This is a genomic window from Paenibacillus pasadenensis DSM 19293 (genome assembly GCF_000422485.1).
GTDB classification, from domain to species: Bacteria; Bacillota; Bacilli; order Paenibacillales; family Paenibacillaceae; genus Paenibacillus_O; species Paenibacillus_O pasadenensis.
The window spans coordinates 33,127-53,866 of sequence record NZ_KE383854.1; the positions used below are offsets into that span (position 1 = coordinate 33,127).

Consider the following 20,740-nt stretch of genomic DNA (forward strand, 5'->3'; position numbering starts at 1 on the left):
AACATTTAGGTAGCCGACAAAAGATGATTCCTGTACTGTACGAGGCCACTAAAAAAAGTCTCCTTGATGTCAAAAGGTACGGTCCCTCAATAAATTGAGGAGATTGTACCTTTTTTACTGTATAATTAAGACGACATAAGGTGTGGGTGATTCGAATGATTCAACCACAATAAATGCTGACCGTAAGTCCATATATAGAAATCTATAATTTGGTAATTCTTAAGGATAATATGCTGCGTCAATTAAATGAGTTGGTTGACTTCTCATTTGAGTATGAAGAACTGAAAGAACGCTACTGTCTGGATAACGGTAAAAATGCGATTGCCCGGATTCAGATGTTTAAGTACTTGCTCATGAAGTCGATCTTTGAATTATCCGACGTTGACATCGTCGAGCGATCCAAATACGATATGTCCTTTAAGTATTTTCTCGACATGGCGCCGGAAAAATCAGTAATTGACGCCAGTTAGTTGACCAAATTCCGGAAGTTGCGACTTAAAGACTTGAATCTGCTCGTCATGCTCTCGTGGGCAAAACGGTTGAAATCGCAATGGAGAAGGATCAGAAACCCTTTGCCAAAAACTCATTGCAGTGCTTGAAGCAGAAAGGGCATCTATGAGCTTCCAAAAATAAAATAACCATAGAATCTATTGAAAGAAACGGTTGCAGACGACCTAGAACAGCTACCGATCTTAGAAGGTGTGCCACAAGAGTGCGGATTCCTCGTTTTTCGGATACAAAATCCACATTGCTATGACCGAGAAACGACTTATTACGGTGGTTATTGTCACGACTAGCGAGAAGAATGACGGGAAGCAGTTGCAAACACTGAAAAAAGCAAGGCAACTGGCATGGAAGTCAAAACGGTCATTGGAGACACAACCTACTCGGAAAGAGACAACATTAAGTTCAACAACGACATTGACATTGAATTGGTCGCCAAACTAAATCCGCTAATCACGCAAGGGACACGGAAAAAAGAAGATGAATTCTTATTCAACAAGGACGCGAGTATGTATGTGTGCAAGGCCGGCCATATGGCGATTCGGAAAGCACGGCAACCTACCACTTCGATGTAGAGGTATGCAAGAGATGTCCGCTTAAGGAAGGTTGCTATACCGAAGGAGCAAAAAGCAAAACCTACTAGGTGAGTATTAAATCTGATGAGCACAATAGTATGAGTTATAATAGATTCTTGAGAGGAGAATCCGCGCATGAAAATTAAAAAATTAAATTTACATGAAGAAGGAATAAGTCGTTTTTTCGGCTCTCTTGAAGTCAAAGTCATGAACATCATGTGGGAAAAAGAAAAGCTTACAATTAAGCAGGCTCATGAAATTATTAATAACGAGAATCCCGTTTCTATTAATGCGGTCATGACCGTCATAATCCGACTAGCTGAAAAAGGACATTTGTACAAGGAAACCTCGGGTGGTGGACGGAACCGCTTGACGTTCTTTTATCCGGTTCAAAGTAAAGAGCAATTCATCATCGAACAGACAAAAGTTGTAACAGACGGACTTATTGAGGATTTCGGCTCAGTAATTGTTAATCATTTTATTGATACGCTGGATGGTGCAGATCCTGAGTTGATTCAGAAGCTAGAAAATAGGATTAATGAGATAAATAAAAATGATGAAGCTACTTGAGATGCCACTAAAACCCAAAGCCGCGCTTACGTTTATTTTACTTCTTGTTAGCTGGATCTTGTTGCAGATGGGATACAATGTCGTCCACCAATTAAATGATGTACCCACTACACCGAGCTTCAGACAGTTAGTACTCGCCGTCATACTTGATATCGTTACTAATCATGCTATTATGGAGCGACTATATAACGGATTCATTGTTTATATATTTATTGTCGTCTTCTACCATTCTGTTGTACAACTAGTACTTCATAACAAATTACAACGCTACATTAGAGACCGCCTCGATGCTAAATTATCTGCGTCTTGGAATCAACGATATCAGCAAACACAAATGGAGATCATAGTCATTAAAGAATCTGCTTTTGTTGCGATGTCATACGGTTTATTGAGGCCAAAGATCCTAATATCTACAGCGGTTTTTAATCAATTTCAGGATGAAGAAATTGAAGCCATTCTGTTGCACGAACTATATCATTGTAAGGCGTACCATCCGCTCCAAATGATTCTTTTAACAATAGTAAGTAAGGGACTTGCCTTTGTACCTGTCATAAAGGAGCTCACCCATTATTACGCTATTTGGACAGAGGTGCTGGCTGATCGATATGCTATTAGTTGTATGAACACTGAGGTGCCGATAGGGAAAGTATTGTTATCCTTGATTAAAAGAAATACAAATTCAACTGTCGGAGCTGGAACTCATTTTGCTAATGAAGCCGTTAATTATCGTATCAAACAAATTATAGATCCTTCCGGTGATATACGCATTTCAATGACCAACCGAAAAACTTTGATTATATCTTTTGTCGTATTAATTGCGATGTCTTTGTTATTAATTGGGAGGTGCTTGAATTAATAAGGACGGGGATTCGTCTAAGGACTTTCCCCCTTGTTGTATTTGGATATCTATGTATGATGAAATAAACTATTGCGCGTAGTTTAATAAATGAAGGAGGATTACAAGTGTCACAGGTTATTGTTTTTTTTGCCATTATTACTATTGTAGCAGTTATATTGCCTTTCATTGTTGTGAAATCAGTAAGATCGACTCAATTTGGGCAAACGACTAAAAGACAATATGAAAGAAAAGATGATGATATATGAAAGTATTCTAATAAACTTATTGGAGGATTATGACTAAAATAATCGAATTAAACTATAACGTGTAGTCTAATATAATGCCTAATTCTTTATTGAGGAAACGGGGGAACCATCTAGGGTGAATTGCTTAAGGAAAATCCTTTAGCATAGGGATCTTCAACCGAACCCATAAGCTAACCTCGTAGGCAACGAAGGGAGAAGCAGTTTTGAGAAAGCGTTTAATTGTTTTTTTATCATGCATGATGTTATTTATTGGTGGAGGAAGTGTGCTCGCAGATAAGTCCGCATCATCAGAGCTTATAGATTCAGTAGATGAAGTCATTGGAACTCCATATAAGTGGGGTGGCACAACGGTTAAGGGTTTTGATTGTTCGGGTTTTATCTTACATATCTTTAATCAGTTTGATGTGAAATTACCAAGAACATCTAAATCGCAGGCTGAGGTTGGTAATAAAGTTGATAAAGAGGAGCTACGTGAGGGTGATCTCGTATTCTTCAACACAAGTGGAAGAGGAATCTCTCATGCCGGCATTTACATAGGGGAAGGAAAGTTTGCGCATTCTTCTTCGAGCAAAGGAGTTACCATCAGTAAGCTGAGTGATGATTATTATGAGAAACGTTATGTAACGGCCCGGCGTGTAGTAACCGAAGATACATTTACTGCGATGATGGATTCAAAGTAATTAAGGGATGGACGGTTAGGTACTTATAACCGTCCATTTTAATGCAATAAAATAAAAGCATCTATGGGGTGTCGGTAATGAAACTGGCAGTTTCGAATCGTAAAATCATTCAAATTTCTATTCTAATATTTGTATTAGCGGTAGGTGGGTTTGCCATAGGAAAGACCTTTATAAAAACAAACAATTATCCTCAAGTAGGTGGAGAGCCTCCTACAATTGAACTAACAGATATGGAAGGGAACGTACATCGTATATCTGATTATATAGGGAAACCGTATATTATTAATTTTTGGGGTACCTTTTGTCCTCCATGTGTCAAGGAAATGCCTGAGTTTCAGCGACAATATGAAAAGTGGGGTAGTAAAGGATTAAAAGTTCTTGCTATTAATTTAAGTGAAGACGATTTGACAGTTAGGAACTTTTTGCAGAAATTCGAATTAGAGTACACGATCTTACGTGATCGGAATAGGGTTACTGAAAGACGATTTGGTCTAAAAGCTTACCCAACAACCTATTTTGTTAAAGCAGACGGGACGATAATGGGAATTTACGTCGGTGGCATGACGGAGAGTGATATTAATGAGAGAGTGGAAGGCTTGTTCAGTAATTAAAGAGATCGATATTAGATCAATTGTGACACGTAAGTGATTTCATTTTTTTGATGGAATTTTATTGGACGTTTAAATGGAGAGGTGGCGGTCATCGTTTTCGCCGGTTCACCGATGTACGCAACTTATGAACACGCTGATCAGCTATCTGCTTTACTTGGTCCGATTGATGATCAACAGTTAGGAGGAGTCATCATGAAATTTGTTCAAGAAGGAGCGCTTGCGTATGCGCTCGCTCGACTCGTATCAGCATGGCGAAAAAGAGAATTGGTGGAGGATTAGCACTTTAATTTCGATAATGCAGCGGCAGTCTAGGACTTTATCGTTCAAGGCTGCCGATTGTCTTCTTAAACAAGTCAATCCCCTGAAAAATAAGAGTTTTTCTAATGGATGGACTTTAGCAGACCCTATTGCAAGTGTGCTGGTAGCCATCATGATCACGATCAGCGCTTGAGTGCCTCGGCTATAAGAATAAATATCCGTAACTAAATAAAATTGATTAAAAAATTTATTTTCGGATAAAATTACAGATATCAAAAGTCTTTAAAAGAGGTGTCAACATGATATTTGAAATTACTGAAGAGATGGAACAAAAAATTGAGGAATGGGATTCATGTGATGCAACAGATGTAACAGGAGCGAGATTATCATTCACATTTATTCCCACAGGACTTGGATTAGTCATTATAGTCAATTGCGATGTTTGTAAAAGAATCCTGGACCTTACTGAAGACTGGGGGTGACTAATTACTTCAGTTAAGTATGCAAGAAGACAATTCGGAACAGTGGTTAAGTTAGCCCAATTCATGCTTGTAAGTTACACACGTTTTACTGAATTTTAATAACAATAATTACTTGCGTAACATTATATAATGAAACATTTAAATACTAATTCGAAATTTTTATTATTGACATACATAATATGTTAATTTAACATCAAAATTATAATGCAATTGCTTGGTGTTGTTATTATGTTCAGAGTATATGAGTTAATTTGTATGAGCCATGGAGGTGATGAGATGTCTCAAAGGGGTTCGCGAATAGCGAAGATGCAAACGAATTACATAAAGAAAGGAAGAGGGCAAGGCTCTGGGAAAGATTATAAGCCATTTATTCAAGCTCACGATAACAAGACGGCCTCAGAAGGATGGTTAACGCGTCATAAAGGGTGGAAGACAAATCGTATTCACCATACGTTATCGGAACATGAAAGGAAATTCCTGTACTTTTGCGAGTGGTCTGATAGGATAACAGACATCCGCGAACAATGGGCGCTACTGCCTATTGAAAAGACGATTGAAATCTCGGAACAACTTGGAATTAGACATGCAAATGTAGATGGCACACCAGTTACGATGACCACTGATTTTAGACTCACTTTGCAAACTTTAACAGGTACTGTAGATGAAATTGTAACGGTCAAACCAAAATCGAAGCTTGATGAACGGACTCTTGAACTCTTTGAAATTGAACGTAGGTATTTTGCAGAAGAAGGAACACCTTGGAGGATTATTACTGAGGAAGAAATACCTGAGACGTTAGTGGCTAACGTTGAATGGCTTTGTGAAGCAAAATACTTAAATACTAGACCAGGAATTGATGAAGAACTTCTATCCTTAGTGTCAGAGGAATTGTATGATCTCATTGTGTATGATGCAGGACAATCATCTATAAGTAAAATGTGCTTGCTTACTGATAAAGAGTTTGGTTTACGGAATGGGGCGTGCTTATTTATATTGCAGCATATGCTTGCCAATAAGAGATGGAAAACAGACATGCATTCAAAGAAGATTAAAGAATTAGAGCCAATTGTAATTCATTCGAATAACCAAAGAATTACATCAACTAGCTCTATTCATTTTGCTTAGAGAAAGGGGTGTTTTTTTGCATCTTGTTATAAATTCTATCATTGAACGATTAAATGTAAATCTCGAAACAGAAGTTCTCTTGCGGGTGCTCTGGATTTCAGATGATAAGAAGAATGTTGTGGTTGTGAATATTAATGATCACCGTAAAATGACACTTCCATTTTTTCTTGATTATGAGGACATGATCGAGGAATTAGAGGCGGGAATGAGCAGAATCATTGAGCTGGAGGTTGATATGCAACTCCTGTCCCCAGATGATGATTATCTCGATAAATATAAAGCAAACCGTAACCGAAGATGGGAACTTATTAAGGATATTGTAAAAAAAGAACCTGAAATTTACTTACCAGAGAAGAGGGGGAAACTCATTACAGAAGCTCATCTGACTTCCAATAAGCCAAAAAAAGTTATTAGAAACTACTTAAAAAAATATTGGTATTACGGTAAGACTATTAATGGACTATTAGATAATTATTTTGATTGTGGTGTTTCAAGTAAAAGGAGGAATTATAGAAGAAAACCAGGGCGTGTATCTGATAATCGCTATCTAGTTACTGAATCGGACAAAATAAACTTTATTTCGGCGATTAAGTTGTTTCATAAGCGCCAAGGAATGAACATTAAAACAACACATGAGCGTATGTGCGAAACGTATTATAAACGGGGATTTTATCGGAAATATGGAGTGAGAGTACCCATTGTAAATCCTGATCAGGCTCCAACTCTTCGTCAATTCAGATACTGGTATACCCAAAATTCAACCTTGTTCTCGAGATATTCAAATAGGCATGGGAAGCGACGGGCATCAATTGATGTTCGCCCGATGCAAGGGAACTCTTCGGAAAGAGCATCTTGTGTAGGTGCTGTATTTGAGATTGATGCCACACGTTCAGATGTCCTCCTTGTGTCATTTGATAGAAAGACGATTCTCGGAAAGCCAACGCTTTACATAGTAATTGATGTTTTTAGTAGATTGGTTGTCGGCTATCATGTTAGTCTAGCTTCAGAATCCTGGCTAGAAGCTATGATTGCGATGGAACATGCAGCAACAAGCAAAGTTGAAAACTGTAAGAAGTTTGGCATCGATATAACGGAAGAAGAGTGGCCATGTCATGCATTGCCGAAGTATCTAGTCGGGGATCGTGGTGAGCTGAAGGCCCAATATACCGAAAGGTTTGTAAATTTAGAAGTTGATGTATTGAATGCACCTTCCTACCGTGGCGATTTAAAGCCATTTGTTGAATCACGATTTCATATTACAAATGAAACCATTCGGCAATTATTACCCGGATCCACAGAGGCGCAACCTAAAGTTAGAGGCGATCATGATCCAGCACGAGATGCTGTTCTAACTATTGAAGAATTCAATCGATTTTTAATTGTGTTTTTTATGACCTACAACAAGAGCGCAGTTAGTGAAGAGTTCAAGCCCACGAAAGAAATGTTCGTGGAAAAAGTAGAACTAACACCGTTAAAGATTTGGTCCTGGGGAAAAGGGAAGAGATTGCTTCACGAAAAAACTAGAAGTGAAATTCGATATAACCTATTACCTCGAGCACAAGGAAAAGTAACACGATTCGGAATCGAATTTAAAGATTTGTACTACACCTGTGACATAGGTTTGAAAGAAGGATGGTTCGAAGGAGAAGGGAGAATAAACGGTCAAAAATATATTGAAATTAGCTATGACCCAAGAAACTGCAGCAGTATCTTTTTAAAACATAAAAAAGGGCTGATCCAATGTAGTTTGACTGGTCAGTCAAAGGAATACGAAGGGCTTCACTTTGAGGAAATTGCTAAAATTACGGAGTACAAGAATGAAGAGATTAAACAACAGGAAAAAAACGAAAAGCAGCATAAAGCTGAACTTCACGCTTATACTCAGCAATTGAATAAAACAGCCATAAAGGAAACGAAAGAAGTTATAAATGATAAGAGCTTCTATTCAAGACAACAAAACAAACGTCAAAGGCGCCATGAGGATAGTCGAACTTGGGGAGCACAGAATGCTTGGTCAAATCCTGAGGCGAATTTATCGCCAGTTGAGGCGGAAAAATCCCGCATTATACCTTTTCCTAATGATGAAGCTGAAGAAACTTCGTTGATTGACATGCATTCAAAAGATGTCCAAGCATTGTTTTCGGCTAAAAATAGAGATCGAAGGAGAAAGCATAATGATGAATGACTCCTTTGCAAACCTAAAGGGTTCACATTGTATGGCCCAATATAAACAGCAGCTAATACCGCAAAATCAAGATAACCCCTTTATTGAAGCAATCCCGGATCGGGTAACGATGGAACAATTTATTGATGTTCTATCGAGCGTGCCTCCTGTTTTACCCGATTATAGAAATTTATCGGTTGAAGATCGATTAGAGTTTGTTCAGCAAATTAAACCTCATTTCTGGCTTACACTCCCCTCACATTATGATAAATATCGAAATATTTATTCTATGATAAAAATCGGATATCAATCACGTAATCCTCTTCAAGCCGTATATAATAGACAATTTGCCATTGGAGTAGATAAGATATTTCAAGCGGGTATCGATGAGAACGGTGCTAATCTTGCAGGAGTAGTGCAAACAGCGCAAAGCCATGTCGAAATTGCAATAAGTGGATGGGGGAAATCGCAAATATATGAAAGAATGTTGATGTATTTATTTCCACAAGTGATTCATCATAGTGAGTACAAATGCAGAAAACTACCGGTTACTCAGGTAACTTGGTTAAAGGTTGAGTGTCCTTTTAATAAGTCAGTGGGAGCTTTTTGTAAAAATGTTTACGCAGAAGTCGATCGCATATTGGGGACGGATTTCTATGAAAAATTTGGTGAAAAACCTGGAAGAATTGACGCGCTTGCAAGAAGGTTAATTAAAGTGGTTTCCCAGATAAATTTAGGCGTCCTTGTAATAGATGAAATCCAAAAGATTCAAAAAGCATATTCCGGCGGTACGGAGGATATGATTGACTTCATTACAGAGCTTGTAAATACCATAGGCATTCCAGTAGTACTGTTGGGCTCATATAAAGCGCTGTATCTATTTAAAGATTCACTTGCGAATACACGTAGAGGAATTGCAAATGGATTTACTGAAAATATTTCTGGATACATGTTAGAAGATAGCTGGGAGTGGAGGGAACTTATAGATAACTTGTGGGATATTCAATATACAAGGAAATACACCGAAATGACAGATGAGATTAGGAAGGCTTTGTATGAAAATTCTCTGGGGATTCCTGATTTGGCTGTAAAATTGTTTATGCACGCGCAATCAAGAGCGATTGTAAGTGGTGGAGATGAAAAAATAACAGTATCACTCATTAGAGATGTAGCAGGTAAGAGTTTGAAACTCGTGCAACCTATATTTAAAAGAATGCTGTCTGGTGATACTTCAGCCTATGCAGCATTTGATGATGTAAAGCCTGATTGGGTTGCTCTAAATGGTTATATTAAGGAAGCAGAACATCGAGTTATTATTACTGGAAACTTAGCAAGGGAGCATTCTAGAGCTCTTCAGCAAAAGGATAAGTATGAGATTTTAAAGAAATTATCTGATTTTGCCCTACGCCTAGGTCAAATGCCAGCACATGCTGAAACCCTTTCAAACCAGGTCTATGATTCTAGTGAGGGAATGGGAGATTTAGAAAGTATGTTTGCTCAATTGGCCCAATTAGCATTAGGAAATACAGTATCAGATCCAGGAGAACAAGGAAATAAGGTTGGAGCCCTTCCAAGAAATAGGCCGACAAAAAAAGTAAAACCCGAATTAGATGAACAAGATATTCGTTATATAGTCCAAGAAGGTCATCGACGGGGACTAACAACAGAAGAAGTTTTGGGGGAAAGTGCAATCATTAGAGGAATAGACGATTTGTTGAGCAGTAATTAGGGGAGGAGATCGAATGAAATCACTCGTTTGTTTTCCAGAGCCGTTTCCAGATGAAGACTTTAGAAGTATTATTTTTAGGTACCATTTACGGTCAACAAATACACAGTTTTCAGAGAGTCAATTCGAATTGTTTGGTGTACGATCAAACAAACAAGATGTATTTCCTAAAAAACTTAACCATTTAATTGAAAAACTCACTATTGGACATACCTTCACGATAGAAGGGTTTCTATTTAACAATACGTGGTATGGACTGTATAAAGTGTTTTTATCAACTGAACGGAACGAGAGACTACTTAATAATATTAAATACGGAGCAGCAAATCTGGGTATTACATATATTGGTCATTCTGTTCTTACATCCGAGATAAAATTTTGTCCGATATGCGTAGACGATGACGAGAAAAAATATGGTGAAGTTTATATACATCGATTGCATCAAATTTCATTTCTCGATATATGTCCAAAGCATTATGCGAGGTTGCTTTCACAATGCCCATTATGTAAGTTGAATTTATTTAATCTTAATTCATTCGTATATCTTAAGTCTATGGTTTGTAGCTGTGGACAAAAATTACCCATAAACTATGTATACAGAAATGATGAGCACGTCACTATTCAAATTTCATTGTTAAATGATTTAGTTTCACTTCGAGAACTTCATCATCAAATTTCAATTGAGTACTTTCGTTATAAAATATTAGACAAGTTAAATGATATCGGTTACATTACGCCTGCTGGATTAATTTTAAAAAGTCAGCTTTTTTCTGATTTAAATAATTTACCGTCAAACGAGATACTAAAAGCACTCAGCTTAACAAATAAGAGTTTATCTCATGGATACAATATCTTTAATAAGAAGTCTATGGTTAACTTTATTGGATTCTATCTTTTTCTGGCTCATCATCTGGGTAGTACTTTAGTGGAAATATTAAAACCAAATCGGGTAATGAGAGAGAAGGTTACTCGTATAAACGTTTTGATTAGCAATAAAAAGCAGCCTTGCATATTCTCAGCGGGGCTTAGTGAGTTAATACAGGCGAAACAGCAAGTGAGTTCAACAAGTGAAGTAGATAAACGAGAAATGATACGACAGAGAATGAACAATTTTTTGTTGAAAAATGAATGTATGACTCGAAAAGAAATAAGAATGAAGCAATATTCCATATTCACTTGGTTAGTGAAAAATGATGCAGAATGGTTTAAAGATAGGGCTATTAAGAAAATAGATTCAAGAATCAGGGAGATGTATTTCATCGAAATGGATAAAGATTTACAGCAAAAGATTAAAGATGCAGGTAATAGAATTGGTTCAGACTATCATTCATCTGTTGATCAAATGACTATACTTAGCTTTCTCAGTGCGTCCGATAGATTCCACTTTAAGACCTTTGCTCATGACTTCTTACCTGCGGCAAGACAAGAGATTGCCAATTACGTAGAGTCTCCAAAACAATTTATATCTCGAGTAAACCAAGATATTGTAAATCATAATTATAACAAGGAATAACTAAAATAATTGAATCCTCGTAGTGATTGTGTATAAAATTTGTCCTGAAGGAAAAAATAATCATATAGCCAAATCACGCATTGGAGTGAGGTATATGATTTTTTTTCCTTCTTTATTTGAAGACGAACTTTTCTACAGCGCTCAAGCACGTTACCACTGGTTTACTGGGAATGAGAACCCTAGAGTGTCAATGAAAGAAATGTTTGGTTCGCATAATATTTGTGCCACACTATTATTCCCTTCACACTTATCTGATTTTTGCGGACATTTACCTGTTCCCAACACCTATACAAGCGATGAGTTAATTGAGAATCATTCATTTCTCCCCTATTTTTCTCCCTTTATTCCCGAAGAACGAACAGTGAAATTAATAGATTCGATGAAAAAGAGGAACGGGACATCAATATACATGATGTTGGGCTTAGCAGCCAGTGAGATTAGACGAGATCCATTTTTAAAATTCTGTCCAAAGTGTGCTGAAGAAGATGAGGAAAGACATGGAGAAGCATATTGGCATAGATCCCATCAAGCATATAGAGTTAGTGTCTGCTATAAACATGAGTGTTCATTAATAGATTCAGATATTGAGGTAGATCAGCGGCATAAGCACGAGATGTTTACGTTAAGTAATTTTCATAGACGGGGAGGTTGTAAATTTGAAACTGTTGAATCACGCCATGCGGAAAAAGAATTATTTATCTCTCAGCAGTCTTATCAATTGCTAAATACGAATTTCGGATCACTGGGGATTAATCAAATTAGGGATTATTATGTATTTAAACTCCAGGAAAAGGGCTTAGCAACTGAATCGGGGCGAATTAGGTGGCTAGAATTCCTCCCGCTTTTCAATCAATATTATGGCCAAGAGTTCCTTTCAAACTTATCTAGCTATGTTCACCCTAGCGATGAGGACACCTGGTTACATAAGCTGCTGCGTTCACCAAGAGTTACTTGTCATCCTTTAAGGCATATACTCTTTTTGGGTTTTGTAAACGAGTCAGTAAGTTCATTAAATGCAGCTATGAATAATAAATTTGACCGAAAACAGCAAATGAGAAAGATTTTACCTGATAAGAAGTTGGTATCAAAGAAAGCAATTATGTCTCATCGGGTAAATTGGCTTCGTCGGGATATGGAGATAGCTGAAGAAGTACGTAAGGTTGCTAGTGACATTGCCAAAACTGAAACAAAATTAGTACGTATTACAAAAACGGAAGTAGGAAGAAGACTTAGGATTCAGCCACTTCTAAATAGAGCGTACTTTAACTTGCCAAAGACAAAGGAGGTTATGAATGAAGTAATCGAATCTTCCGAACAGTACCAAATTAGAAGAATAAAATGGGCAGTAAAACAGTTAAGTAAACAAAAATTAAACGTCCAAGTCTGGGAAGTAAACAGAGCTGCTGGAATTAAGCAAAAGTTCGAAAAGAAGTACAGATTACTAATTGAGCAAGAGATACAACTTCAGATGGTAAGCAACAAAGAGACCTCTCTATAGTTGGGGTTTTATTTTTCTGTTTAAGTAGACTGGTTTCTTCAAGTAATTAGCCGTTTTTTTGATTTATAGCCACAATCAAGAACAAGAAGTATCCTTCGGATATTAATTTCTTTTCCACTTAATCATCATCCCATTAGGAATGGTCTTTCCTGATTCTTCGCTGCGAATACGCTTTACGATCAAGTCGATATTGATGATCTTCTGGGCAAACTCTTCAACGTTTGGCTCGAAGCCCCAATTCCTTTTCACTGAACGGTAATACAGTAAGAATTGTTTCTTCGCTTGATTTAGATTCATTCCTTGTTTCTTCTGCAAAATCTCAATGACTGAATACATATAACGTTTATTCGTCGATTGAAATAGTGTTTGCCTAGTCATAGTATCTCCACTCCCCCTGTGTGTCTATAATATTCATTGATTTGATGGGTGTAGCTCCTTAAATTGAATTTTCCTATAGTTCATCATCTCCTTCTTCAATTGCTTTAACACCCTACTATGTAAGCGTCTAACAAGAAGGTGTATTCCAATCGAATTTAGATTTTGAGACAATTCCGTTAGAGTAGTCGTTGGAGTTTTTCGACTCTACTCGAAAAACTCTAATGGGAGTGTGTCCAATTGCAAACTGTAGAAATGAGGAATCGCTATCGACTCCAGCAGTGGACCGAGATCATTCGTGACTGCCGTTCCAGTGGTCAGACCGTGGTTCGCTGGTGTGCCGATCACGAAGTTAATGTGAAAAGCTATTACTACTGGCTTCGGAAAATCCGTGAAGCTGCTTGTGAATCCCTTCCTGCCTTCTCCTCCCCGAATGAACCAACTCTAGTACCGGTCCCTCCATCTTTGCGGACGAACGCCCCACGTTCCGAAGCGAGTCATGAACAAGCGGCCATCATTCTTCGTATGAATGCCATTACGATTGAAATTCATCCGCATGCGTCTACCGCACTTCTCGAACAGACGCTTCGCATCCTGCAGTATGTTCGGTGACATCTCGAAGGCCGATCAACTGTATATTGCCTGTGGTTATACGGATATGCGAAAGTCCATTGATGGACTCATTCACTTGGTGCAACATGAGCTACAATTGAACCCGTTTCAGAATCATTTGTTTCTGTTCTGTGGTCGCAAGCGTGATCGGATGAAAGCCTTGTATTGGGAAGGCGATGGATTTGTCCTGTTGTACAAGCGACTGGAATCCGGTCAATACCAGTGGCCCATGGATGTGGAGGCCGTACGCTCGATCACTCCACAGGAGTTTCGGTGGTTGTTGGAGGGACTGTCGATCCATCAGCCAAAAGCGGTCAAAAAGTTAGGCTTCACCCCTTCCATGTAGGTTAAAACAGAGACGAAAACCCTTGTGAAACCTGGGTTTATGCACGCTTCTATGGTATAATAATAGGCATAGAAGACAGTGAAGGAACGGTATCTCATGAGCCCCTTGGAACAGATACAAAAGATGGAACATCGCATCGGCGACCTGGAAAAAGAGAATAAGCGGCTACATGAAACCGTGCAATTTCTAACGCAGAAGCTGTACGGCAAAAGCTCCGAAAAAACAGCTTCCCTCCCGGTGGGTGTGGAGCAGCTGTCTTTATTTGATGAGGCGGAAACAGCAGCTTCACGCACTGCACCGGAGCCAACCATCGAGCAGATCCAAAGCTACCAGCGGAAGAAGCAGGTAGGTGAACGAGCAGAACTACTTCAGGATCTTCCGCATGAGAAGCATCTCTGTCAGGTGCAGGATCGTTGTTGTGACGTATGCCGCAGCGAGCTTGTCTTGGTAGGGGAAGAGTTTGTGCGTACGGAAGTGGAGTTTATCCCTGCTCGCGTTCAAGCGATTGATATATACAGAGAAACCTTAGAGTGCCGGACCTGTCGGAAAGAGGACAAGCCTCACATGAAAAAGGCAACGACACCAACGCCTGTCATACAGCATTCGATGGCCTCAGCTTCCTCTGTCGCATGGGTGATGTACCAGAAGTTTGTGAACAGCATGCCGCTGTACCGTCAGGAGAAGGAGTGGAAGAGCATTGGCCTTGATCTGAGTCGAGCCACGATGGCGAACTGGATGATCGCGGCCACGAGAGACTGGCTGAAGCCACTGGTGAATCGACTGCATGAGCTCCTTGTACGAGAGCGCTATCTGCATGCGGATGAGACGCCCTTGCAGGTCATGAATGAGAAGGGACGGAAGAACACGACCGCTTCCTACATGTGGATCTACAGCAGTGGGCATCATAGTGCGCATCCCATGCGAATCTTTGAGTACCAACCAGGACGAGGGGCGAAGTACCCGCAAGCGTTCCTGAAAGGATTCAAGGGATACTTACATAGCGATGCAACTCGGGCTATGCGAATCTAGCAGGGACGACATCCTGCCTATGCTGGGCGTATCTTCGACGTAAGTTTGTTGAGGCGTTACCACCGGAGGCGAAGCAACCGGAAGGGGCGCTTGCCAGTGAAGGGGTAGCCTATTGCAACAAGCTTTTTGAGCTGGAGGCACAGCTTGCCTCACGTCCTCCTGAAGAGCGAAAGGAACAACGTCTGGTGCAGGAAAAGCCTGTACTCGATGCTTTTTGGTCATGGGTAGAAACGGCTAAAGGTAAAGTTCTTCCCAAATCCAAGCTAGGCGAAGCGCTGAAGTATGCACATAACCATAAGCAAGAGTTGCTAAATTACTTACAAGATGGGAACTGTGTGATCTCGAACAATCTAGCTGAGAACAGCATTCGTCCCTTTACAGTAAACGTAAAAACTGGTTATTCAGCGGCAGCCCACGGGGGGCAACCGCAAGTGCAGCGATCTACAGCATCGTAGAGACAGCAAAGGCAAATGGATTGAGCCCATACAAATATCTAGTCTATCTGTTGCAACAGTTACCAGCGGTTGCATTTCGCCAGCAGCCGGAGCTACTTGATGCGTACCTTCCATGGAGTCCGGCAGTTCAACAACATTGTACATAACGCAGAGCCTGTGGATCTTCATGAACCATGGGCTTTTCTTTTTCAATACACCTTCTTGTTTGACGCTTACCCTACTATTTATTTTATTCAATTTTTGCCGATATCTTGGACTGTATTAATCCGTTCGTATAACGTAATAAATTTTCGATGTGTTCACTATAAATTCTTTTCAAAAAACTTATTTTCATTAACAATGTTCAGAATTCTAAAATTTTACAAAAACCAACATAATACAAAGGGAAAATAAGCGCTGAAGTCGAATTTCCTTTAGAAGGGATATGTCTTATTGGCCAGGTTATTAGAACTGGGTAGGAAAATGGGGGGATAGTTTTGTATTTAACAAAGATGAATATTAAAAGGTTCAGAAATTTCGATGAAACAGAAATTGAGTTTCAAGATGGCATTAATATTATTATAGGACCAAATAATGCTGGGAAATCAAACTTACTTAAGGCGATTAATCTTCTTGATAATATTTCTGAAAATGATGGATCTGTCCATGACTTTAATAAAAATGATCTTCATGCAAACTTACATCATTATAAAACAGAGCCACCTTGTATCGAAATATATTATCATATTCAACATTCACTTATGTTAGATAGATTTGATGATGGTATTCTGAGATTTAAGAATTTCATAGTTTATAATGAGGACGGAAATGTTTTAACAGAGGATGGGAAGTACATAATTAGCGCAGTTGTTTTACTCAAGTATGAGCTGGATCCAAAATTCCTAACCGACTATAGAGAAGAGATGAAATCTAAAGAAAAACTGAGTGATTTTCTACTTTCATTGGAGAAACTTATTTCTAGATTCTCTTGGAATTATTACAATACGACATCTCATAAAAGTATTAAGAAAAATGAAGTTCAGAATATATTTAATATCGATTACATTCCTGCTGATAGAAATACTGACGGGTTGCTTCCACATACACAAAAATATATTAAGAAGCGATTAGATAAGTACGAAGGTCAGGTTGATTTAAGAGCAAGTATTACTCAACTATTGGGAACGAATTTTGCTGAGATTACTGATGAAATGAAGCAGTTAATAGAAATCGATCAAGGCCGTGTTGGAATTAAAAATGGAAATAATTCTTTGACGCCAAGTTTTGTATATGATTCATCTTTTGAACGTTATTTTCAATACATTTTTCAAGATACAAATTTAGGTTATGAGATGCCAATGAAAAATAATGGACTTGGATACAACAATCTTGTTCAAATATATAATATTATCGCTTTCAAAATAAATAATGATTACAATCTTTTGTTAATTGAGGAGCCAGAGGCACATCTTCATCCAGCTATGCAGTATAAACTCTTCAGATATTTAAGAGATTTAAAACAAGCCGACGAATTATCTAAGAAAAAAGAGAGTGAAGGAAAAGAAGAGGACAGCACGAATATCGATAATGGAAGGGTCATAAAAAACCAAATTTTTGTAACTACTCACTCACCTAATATAACAGCTGCTGCTAATATCGACGATATGATCTCATTGAAATACTTTCGCAACTTTAATTTTAACGAACATAAAGTTGCTTCAGACAACTTGAAAAATAAATACTTGAAAAAGGAATACGTTGATAGCAAAGCACATCTAGCAAAATTTCTAGATGTTACAAGATCTGATTTGCTATTTGCGTATAAAGTAATTTTGGTCGAAGGGCTAGCTGAAAAAATGCTGATGTCAGCATTTGCTAGCAAATGTGGAATAGATTATGAAATTGAAACAAACCATATCTCAGTAGTAGAAGTAGGCGGTATAAACTTTAACCACTTCCTTCCGCTTTTCTTAAATACGAGTGTCAAAGTTTTGTGTTTTAGAGATTGTGATTATAAATATTTTGACGATGGTAATTTTAATGACTTATCGATGTATCAAAAGCACTTAGCTTCAATGAAATTAATAAATAAAGAGTTCATAGAAAGTGAAAATATTTTAGTTAAAACACAAAAAAACCTAGGCTCAACATTTGAAAATGAGCTTTTTTTGGATAATTTCGATAACTCCTTTGTTATAAAAACATTATTCAGATTTGTTACTCCAGATAGTTTACACCCGTTTATTAATGGTATAGAAGATATGTCTATACTAGATTGGAAATCAGATTTAGACTTAATAAAACACCCTAAGACTAAAAAGAAAATCAGCGATTATATTGATCTATATATTAACGATTATACAGATGCAAAAGATGAAGCAGTTAAAAGAAATATTGAGAAACTTTTCTTTGCCAATTTATTTCTTAGTTATGCCGATAATAAAAAAGGTGATCTTGCATTAAATATTCTTTCAAAAAATATCTTGGATGATTCAGACTTGAAACCTAAATATATTGTTGATGATCTACTTGTCCCTGAATATATTAAGGAGGGACTAGAATGGCTCAAGAAATAAGTTCATCAGATGATCTAAGGATTTACGAAAATAGCAGACATTTGAAAATATTTGCTGGTCCTGGAGCAGGGAAGACACATTTATTAATCGAGAATATAAAACAAATGGTTCAGCATAGTATCAAACTTAATAGTAGCTTTAGGAAAATACTTTGTATAACTTATACGAACGTTGCAGTAGAGCAAATACAAAACAGATTAGGTGCATTTAATAATAATGTTATTGTCTCAACCATTCATTCTTTTATAAATGAATATGTCATAAAGCCCAATCAACTCCAACTTAAAAATATTATTAAACAAGAGTTTGGTTTACAGATACACACGAAGAAGGTGATTTCTTCAGTTCAAGAAGGCTTTACTGTTTTGAGTGGGCATAAAAAGGAAGAAATTTATAATTATATTGAAAAAAATTATCCAACAATAGCATCTGATTTATATACAGGATTATCCCGAACTAAAATGGCAGAAGTCCAGATTGATATTACTAATTTGAATTCAGAGAATTCAGATGAAAACTTATACGGTGGTTTGAAAGATATTAGAAATATAACTCCACAAGTAGCAATGGCAGTAAAAAGTTATATTTGGGGCGAAGCCGGGAAATTATCTTTTGATGAGATATTATATTTTGGTTATAAAATCTTGAAAAATTTTAATCTTTCTACACATCTTATCAGGTGTGAATTCCCATATATCTTGATTGATGAATATCAAGACACGAATCCGATTCAAAATAAGATTATAAAAGTGATTTCAAAAAAAGAATGTATCATAACTGTTATTGGAGACGTAGCACAATCAATCTATTCTTTTCAGGGAGCAAATTATAAAGAATTCCAAAACTTCACTTTAGATTCTACTCTGCCAATCCAAAATTATGTTATTAAAGGAAACAGAAGAAGCACACAAAACATTATTAATTTAATAAATTACTTACGCCAAGAAGACAAGGAATTAAATAATCAGAATTGTGAATTGAATTTTGATAATAAACATAAGGTTACTTTTCTTATTCAAAAGAATCCAAACACCATTTCAAGGCCTTTAAATACGATCCTTGAGAAGGACACGGTTTTTTTATGCAGAAAGTGGGCAGAGGTATTAAAATATATTAGCAATACCTCTGAGGAACAACGTAAACTGATAAACGACATCATTAATGCATACTCATTTCAAGTTCGAAGAAACCTGGAAAATGAAATTCAAGCCAAAAGAGAAGCCTGGATAGAGTCTATGATTGCAATCAATGAACTTGACGATGCATTTAATAGAAAATGTATTCCGAGTGCATTTGAAGTCTTAGAAAAATATTTTGATATTGCTCCCTCATTACGCAGCTATAATGAAGTGAATAATAAACTTCTAAGAAAGGTTTTTACATTTTGGGAGAAGGTACACAGTAATATTGATGAAACTATATTGTTAAAAGATTTGATACGTAAAATCAATAACTTAATAATCGAATTAGAGATTCCAGTAAGATCTTACTTCAGATATCCTGATGAGAATGATGATGATTACATAGAGAATGTATATAAATACATCGATAAATTGCAATACTTCACCTCCAAGAAAATCACTAACGAAATCTTTTCTCGAAATAGTAAATTCATGACAATACACAAAGCTAAGGGAGCAGAGTTTGATAATGTACTCATAAATATTGAACCAGCGACTAGACTAGATTCCCAAGCATGCACTCCTCTAAACATAATATGTAATCCTATTATTTTTAAAAGTTCACCCGATAGAGATGGAAATTCATATGAAGAGTTCACTAGAATTGTATACGTGGCTGCAAGTAGGGCCAAAAATAAACTCTATATTCATTTAAACGGAGATGAGCAAACGGCTAATATTATTGATCATGCTCTTGGGGAGTACTGTATCAAGAATGAGAAAGAAAAGTTTTTTGATTTTGAGTATTGTTAACGAGAAACCAACATTAATGTAAGGAAGAGGCACAAACTTTAATGTCATCGTGTGTTGACAGTTCAATTATTAGGTACCAACTATAATGTGAATTTAAATATTGATAAAAACCTTGGAATTCCTTGATTTTACTGAGTTTTTCAGGAACAAACTATAATGTCACTGAACACATCAAGAACAACAACATGACTCTTTATTTGGGGGCTGCCTTCGGGCAGTCCTTTTTTTATTTTGTCAAAACGAGAATGTATGTTCTGATATAATTGGACGGAGAACCGTTGATCTTCTACGATCTAGATTCGAACGGAAATAAAACCGTGAGGTGATTAACATGATGGAACAAAGGAATGCCAAAGGTAATCCTTGAACTTTGGGATGAAGGGGATCTAGGGTTGCTCCGCCAATTAAATTCAGCAGAGATGACCGTGCACTTCGGCGGTCCAGAAACGGAGGGAAAAATACTAGCTCGTCATAAGCGCTACATTGAAATCGCCCAAAAAGGAACCGGACGAATGTTCAAGATCCTCTTGCTTCAAATGCCATTTGTCGCAAACTCGGCTTCTCATTTGCCGGTGAATGTGATTAATGACTGGAGGTTGACGATCGGGGAGAATGAATAATAAT

At 37.4% G+C, this 20,740-nt stretch carries 19 protein-coding genes, 2 pseudogenes and 1 riboswitch; of the genes and pseudogenes, 20 read left to right on the forward strand and 1 reads right to left on the reverse strand.

The annotated features are described in order from the left end of the window. Positions 1–173 precede the first annotated feature (173 nt). The 14 genes and pseudogenes from H582_RS32975 to H582_RS31305 all read left to right on the forward strand — a co-directional run. Positions 174–1,144: pseudogene (locus tag H582_RS32975) on the forward strand (transposase); the annotation flags it as partial. A gap of 70 nt (positions 1,145–1,214) precedes the next feature. Next, positions 1,215–1,649 carry a BlaI/MecI/CopY family transcriptional regulator gene (locus tag H582_RS0120495; RefSeq protein ID WP_028600037.1) on the forward strand — a complete coding sequence of 145 codons (435 nt, stop codon included), beginning with the start codon at positions 1,215–1,217 and terminating at the stop codon, positions 1,647–1,649. Beyond that, complete coding sequence (locus tag H582_RS31280) at positions 1,633–2,505, forward strand: M56 family metallopeptidase (RefSeq protein WP_084137468.1); 873 nt, start codon at positions 1,633–1,635, stop codon at positions 2,503–2,505. Before H582_RS0120495 ends, H582_RS31280 begins: the two co-directional genes overlap by 17 nt. A 107-nt stretch (positions 2,506–2,612) precedes the next feature. After that, positions 2,613–2,753, forward strand: a complete 141-nt coding sequence (locus H582_RS32115; protein WP_156876715.1) for a hypothetical protein — start codon at positions 2,613–2,615, stop codon at positions 2,751–2,753. Between the two features lie 65 nt (positions 2,754–2,818). Beyond that, positions 2,819–2,953, forward strand: a riboswitch (cyclic di-AMP (ydaO/yuaA leader). Between the two features lie 3 nt (positions 2,954–2,956). Beyond that, complete coding sequence (locus H582_RS31285) at positions 2,957–3,433, forward strand: C40 family peptidase (protein ID WP_084137469.1); 477 nt, start codon at positions 2,957–2,959, stop codon at positions 3,431–3,433. 77 nt (positions 3,434–3,510) lie between these two features. Continuing rightward, positions 3,511–4,044 (forward strand): redoxin domain-containing protein, encoded by a 534-nt coding sequence (locus tag H582_RS31290; RefSeq protein WP_084137470.1) that lies wholly within the window; start codon positions 3,511–3,513, stop codon positions 4,042–4,044. 111 nt (positions 4,045–4,155) lie between these two features. Next, positions 4,156–4,323: a cytochrome c oxidase assembly protein gene (locus H582_RS33380; protein ID WP_084137471.1), complete on the forward strand. Its 168-nt coding sequence runs from the start codon at positions 4,156–4,158 to the stop codon at positions 4,321–4,323. Further along, positions 4,244–4,495: a hypothetical protein gene (locus H582_RS32480; RefSeq protein WP_164820133.1), complete on the forward strand. Its 252-nt coding sequence runs from the start codon at positions 4,244–4,246 to the stop codon at positions 4,493–4,495. Before H582_RS33380 ends, H582_RS32480 begins: the two co-directional genes overlap by 80 nt. Positions 4,496–4,601: 106 nt before the next feature. After that, complete coding sequence (locus tag H582_RS32120) at positions 4,602–4,784, forward strand: hypothetical protein (RefSeq protein WP_127464439.1); 183 nt, start codon at positions 4,602–4,604, stop codon at positions 4,782–4,784. 276 nt (positions 4,785–5,060) lie between these two features. Further along, positions 5,061–5,909, forward strand: coding sequence for a heteromeric transposase endonuclease subunit TnsA (locus H582_RS30420; protein WP_052333490.1), 849 nt, complete (start codon positions 5,061–5,063; stop codon positions 5,907–5,909). A 16-nt stretch (positions 5,910–5,925) separates the two neighbouring features. Beyond that, the gene (locus tag H582_RS28695) at positions 5,926–8,094 is read left to right on the forward strand and encodes a Mu transposase C-terminal domain-containing protein (RefSeq protein WP_043111676.1); all 2,169 of its coding nucleotides are present in this window, start codon (positions 5,926–5,928) and stop codon (positions 8,092–8,094) included. After that, on the forward strand, positions 8,084–9,802 hold the full coding sequence (locus H582_RS28700; RefSeq protein ID WP_240479052.1) for an ATP-binding protein: 1,719 nt from the start codon (positions 8,084–8,086) through the stop codon (positions 9,800–9,802). The genes H582_RS28695 and H582_RS28700 overlap by 11 nt, the downstream gene beginning before the upstream one ends. 13 nt (positions 9,803–9,815) lie before the next feature. Then, on the forward strand, positions 9,816–11,312 hold the full coding sequence (locus H582_RS31300) for a TniQ family protein (protein ID WP_084137472.1): 1,497 nt from the start codon (positions 9,816–9,818) through the stop codon (positions 11,310–11,312). Between the two features lie 94 nt (positions 11,313–11,406). Then, entirely contained in the window at positions 11,407–12,810 is a 1,404-nt protein-coding gene (locus H582_RS31305) for a TnsD family Tn7-like transposition protein (RefSeq protein ID WP_127464438.1), read from the forward strand. Positions 12,811–12,912: 102 nt separating this feature from the next. On the opposite strand, the gene H582_RS0120515 is transcribed toward H582_RS31305, so the two are convergent. Continuing rightward, complete coding sequence (locus H582_RS0120515; RefSeq protein WP_127464437.1) at positions 12,913–13,188, reverse strand: hypothetical protein; 276 nt, start codon at positions 13,186–13,188, stop codon at positions 12,913–12,915. 237 nt (positions 13,189–13,425) lie between these two features. Here H582_RS0120515 and tnpA point away from each other — a divergent pair, with 237 nt between their 5' ends. The 6 genes and pseudogenes from tnpA to H582_RS32125 all read left to right on the forward strand — a co-directional run bounded on the left by tnpA (position 13,426) and on the right by H582_RS32125 (position 20,736). Beyond that, on the forward strand, positions 13,426–13,797 hold the full coding sequence (gene tnpA, locus H582_RS31310) for an IS66 family insertion sequence element accessory protein TnpA (RefSeq protein ID WP_205621431.1): 372 nt from the start codon (positions 13,426–13,428) through the stop codon (positions 13,795–13,797). Beyond that, entirely contained in the window at positions 13,787–14,143 is a 357-nt protein-coding gene (tnpB, locus tag H582_RS33385) for an IS66 family insertion sequence element accessory protein TnpB (RefSeq protein WP_028600041.1), read from the forward strand. Before tnpA ends, tnpB begins: the two co-directional genes overlap by 11 nt. A gap of 96 nt (positions 14,144–14,239) precedes the next feature. Beyond that, a pseudogene (tnpC, locus tag H582_RS28705) lies at positions 14,240–15,773 on the forward strand (IS66 family transposase). A gap of 330 nt (positions 15,774–16,103) precedes the next feature. After that, complete coding sequence (locus tag H582_RS31315) at positions 16,104–18,182, forward strand: ATP-dependent nuclease (RefSeq protein WP_084137475.1); 2,079 nt, start codon at positions 16,104–16,106, stop codon at positions 18,180–18,182. Continuing rightward, entirely contained in the window at positions 18,167–20,116 is a 1,950-nt protein-coding gene (locus H582_RS31320) for a UvrD-helicase domain-containing protein (protein WP_084137476.1), read from the forward strand. The genes H582_RS31315 and H582_RS31320 overlap by 16 nt, the downstream gene beginning before the upstream one ends. Before the next feature lie 347 nt (positions 20,117–20,463). Then, on the forward strand, positions 20,464–20,736 hold the full coding sequence (locus H582_RS32125; protein ID WP_127464436.1) for a hypothetical protein: 273 nt from the start codon (positions 20,464–20,466) through the stop codon (positions 20,734–20,736). Positions 20,737–20,740 lie beyond the last annotated feature (4 nt).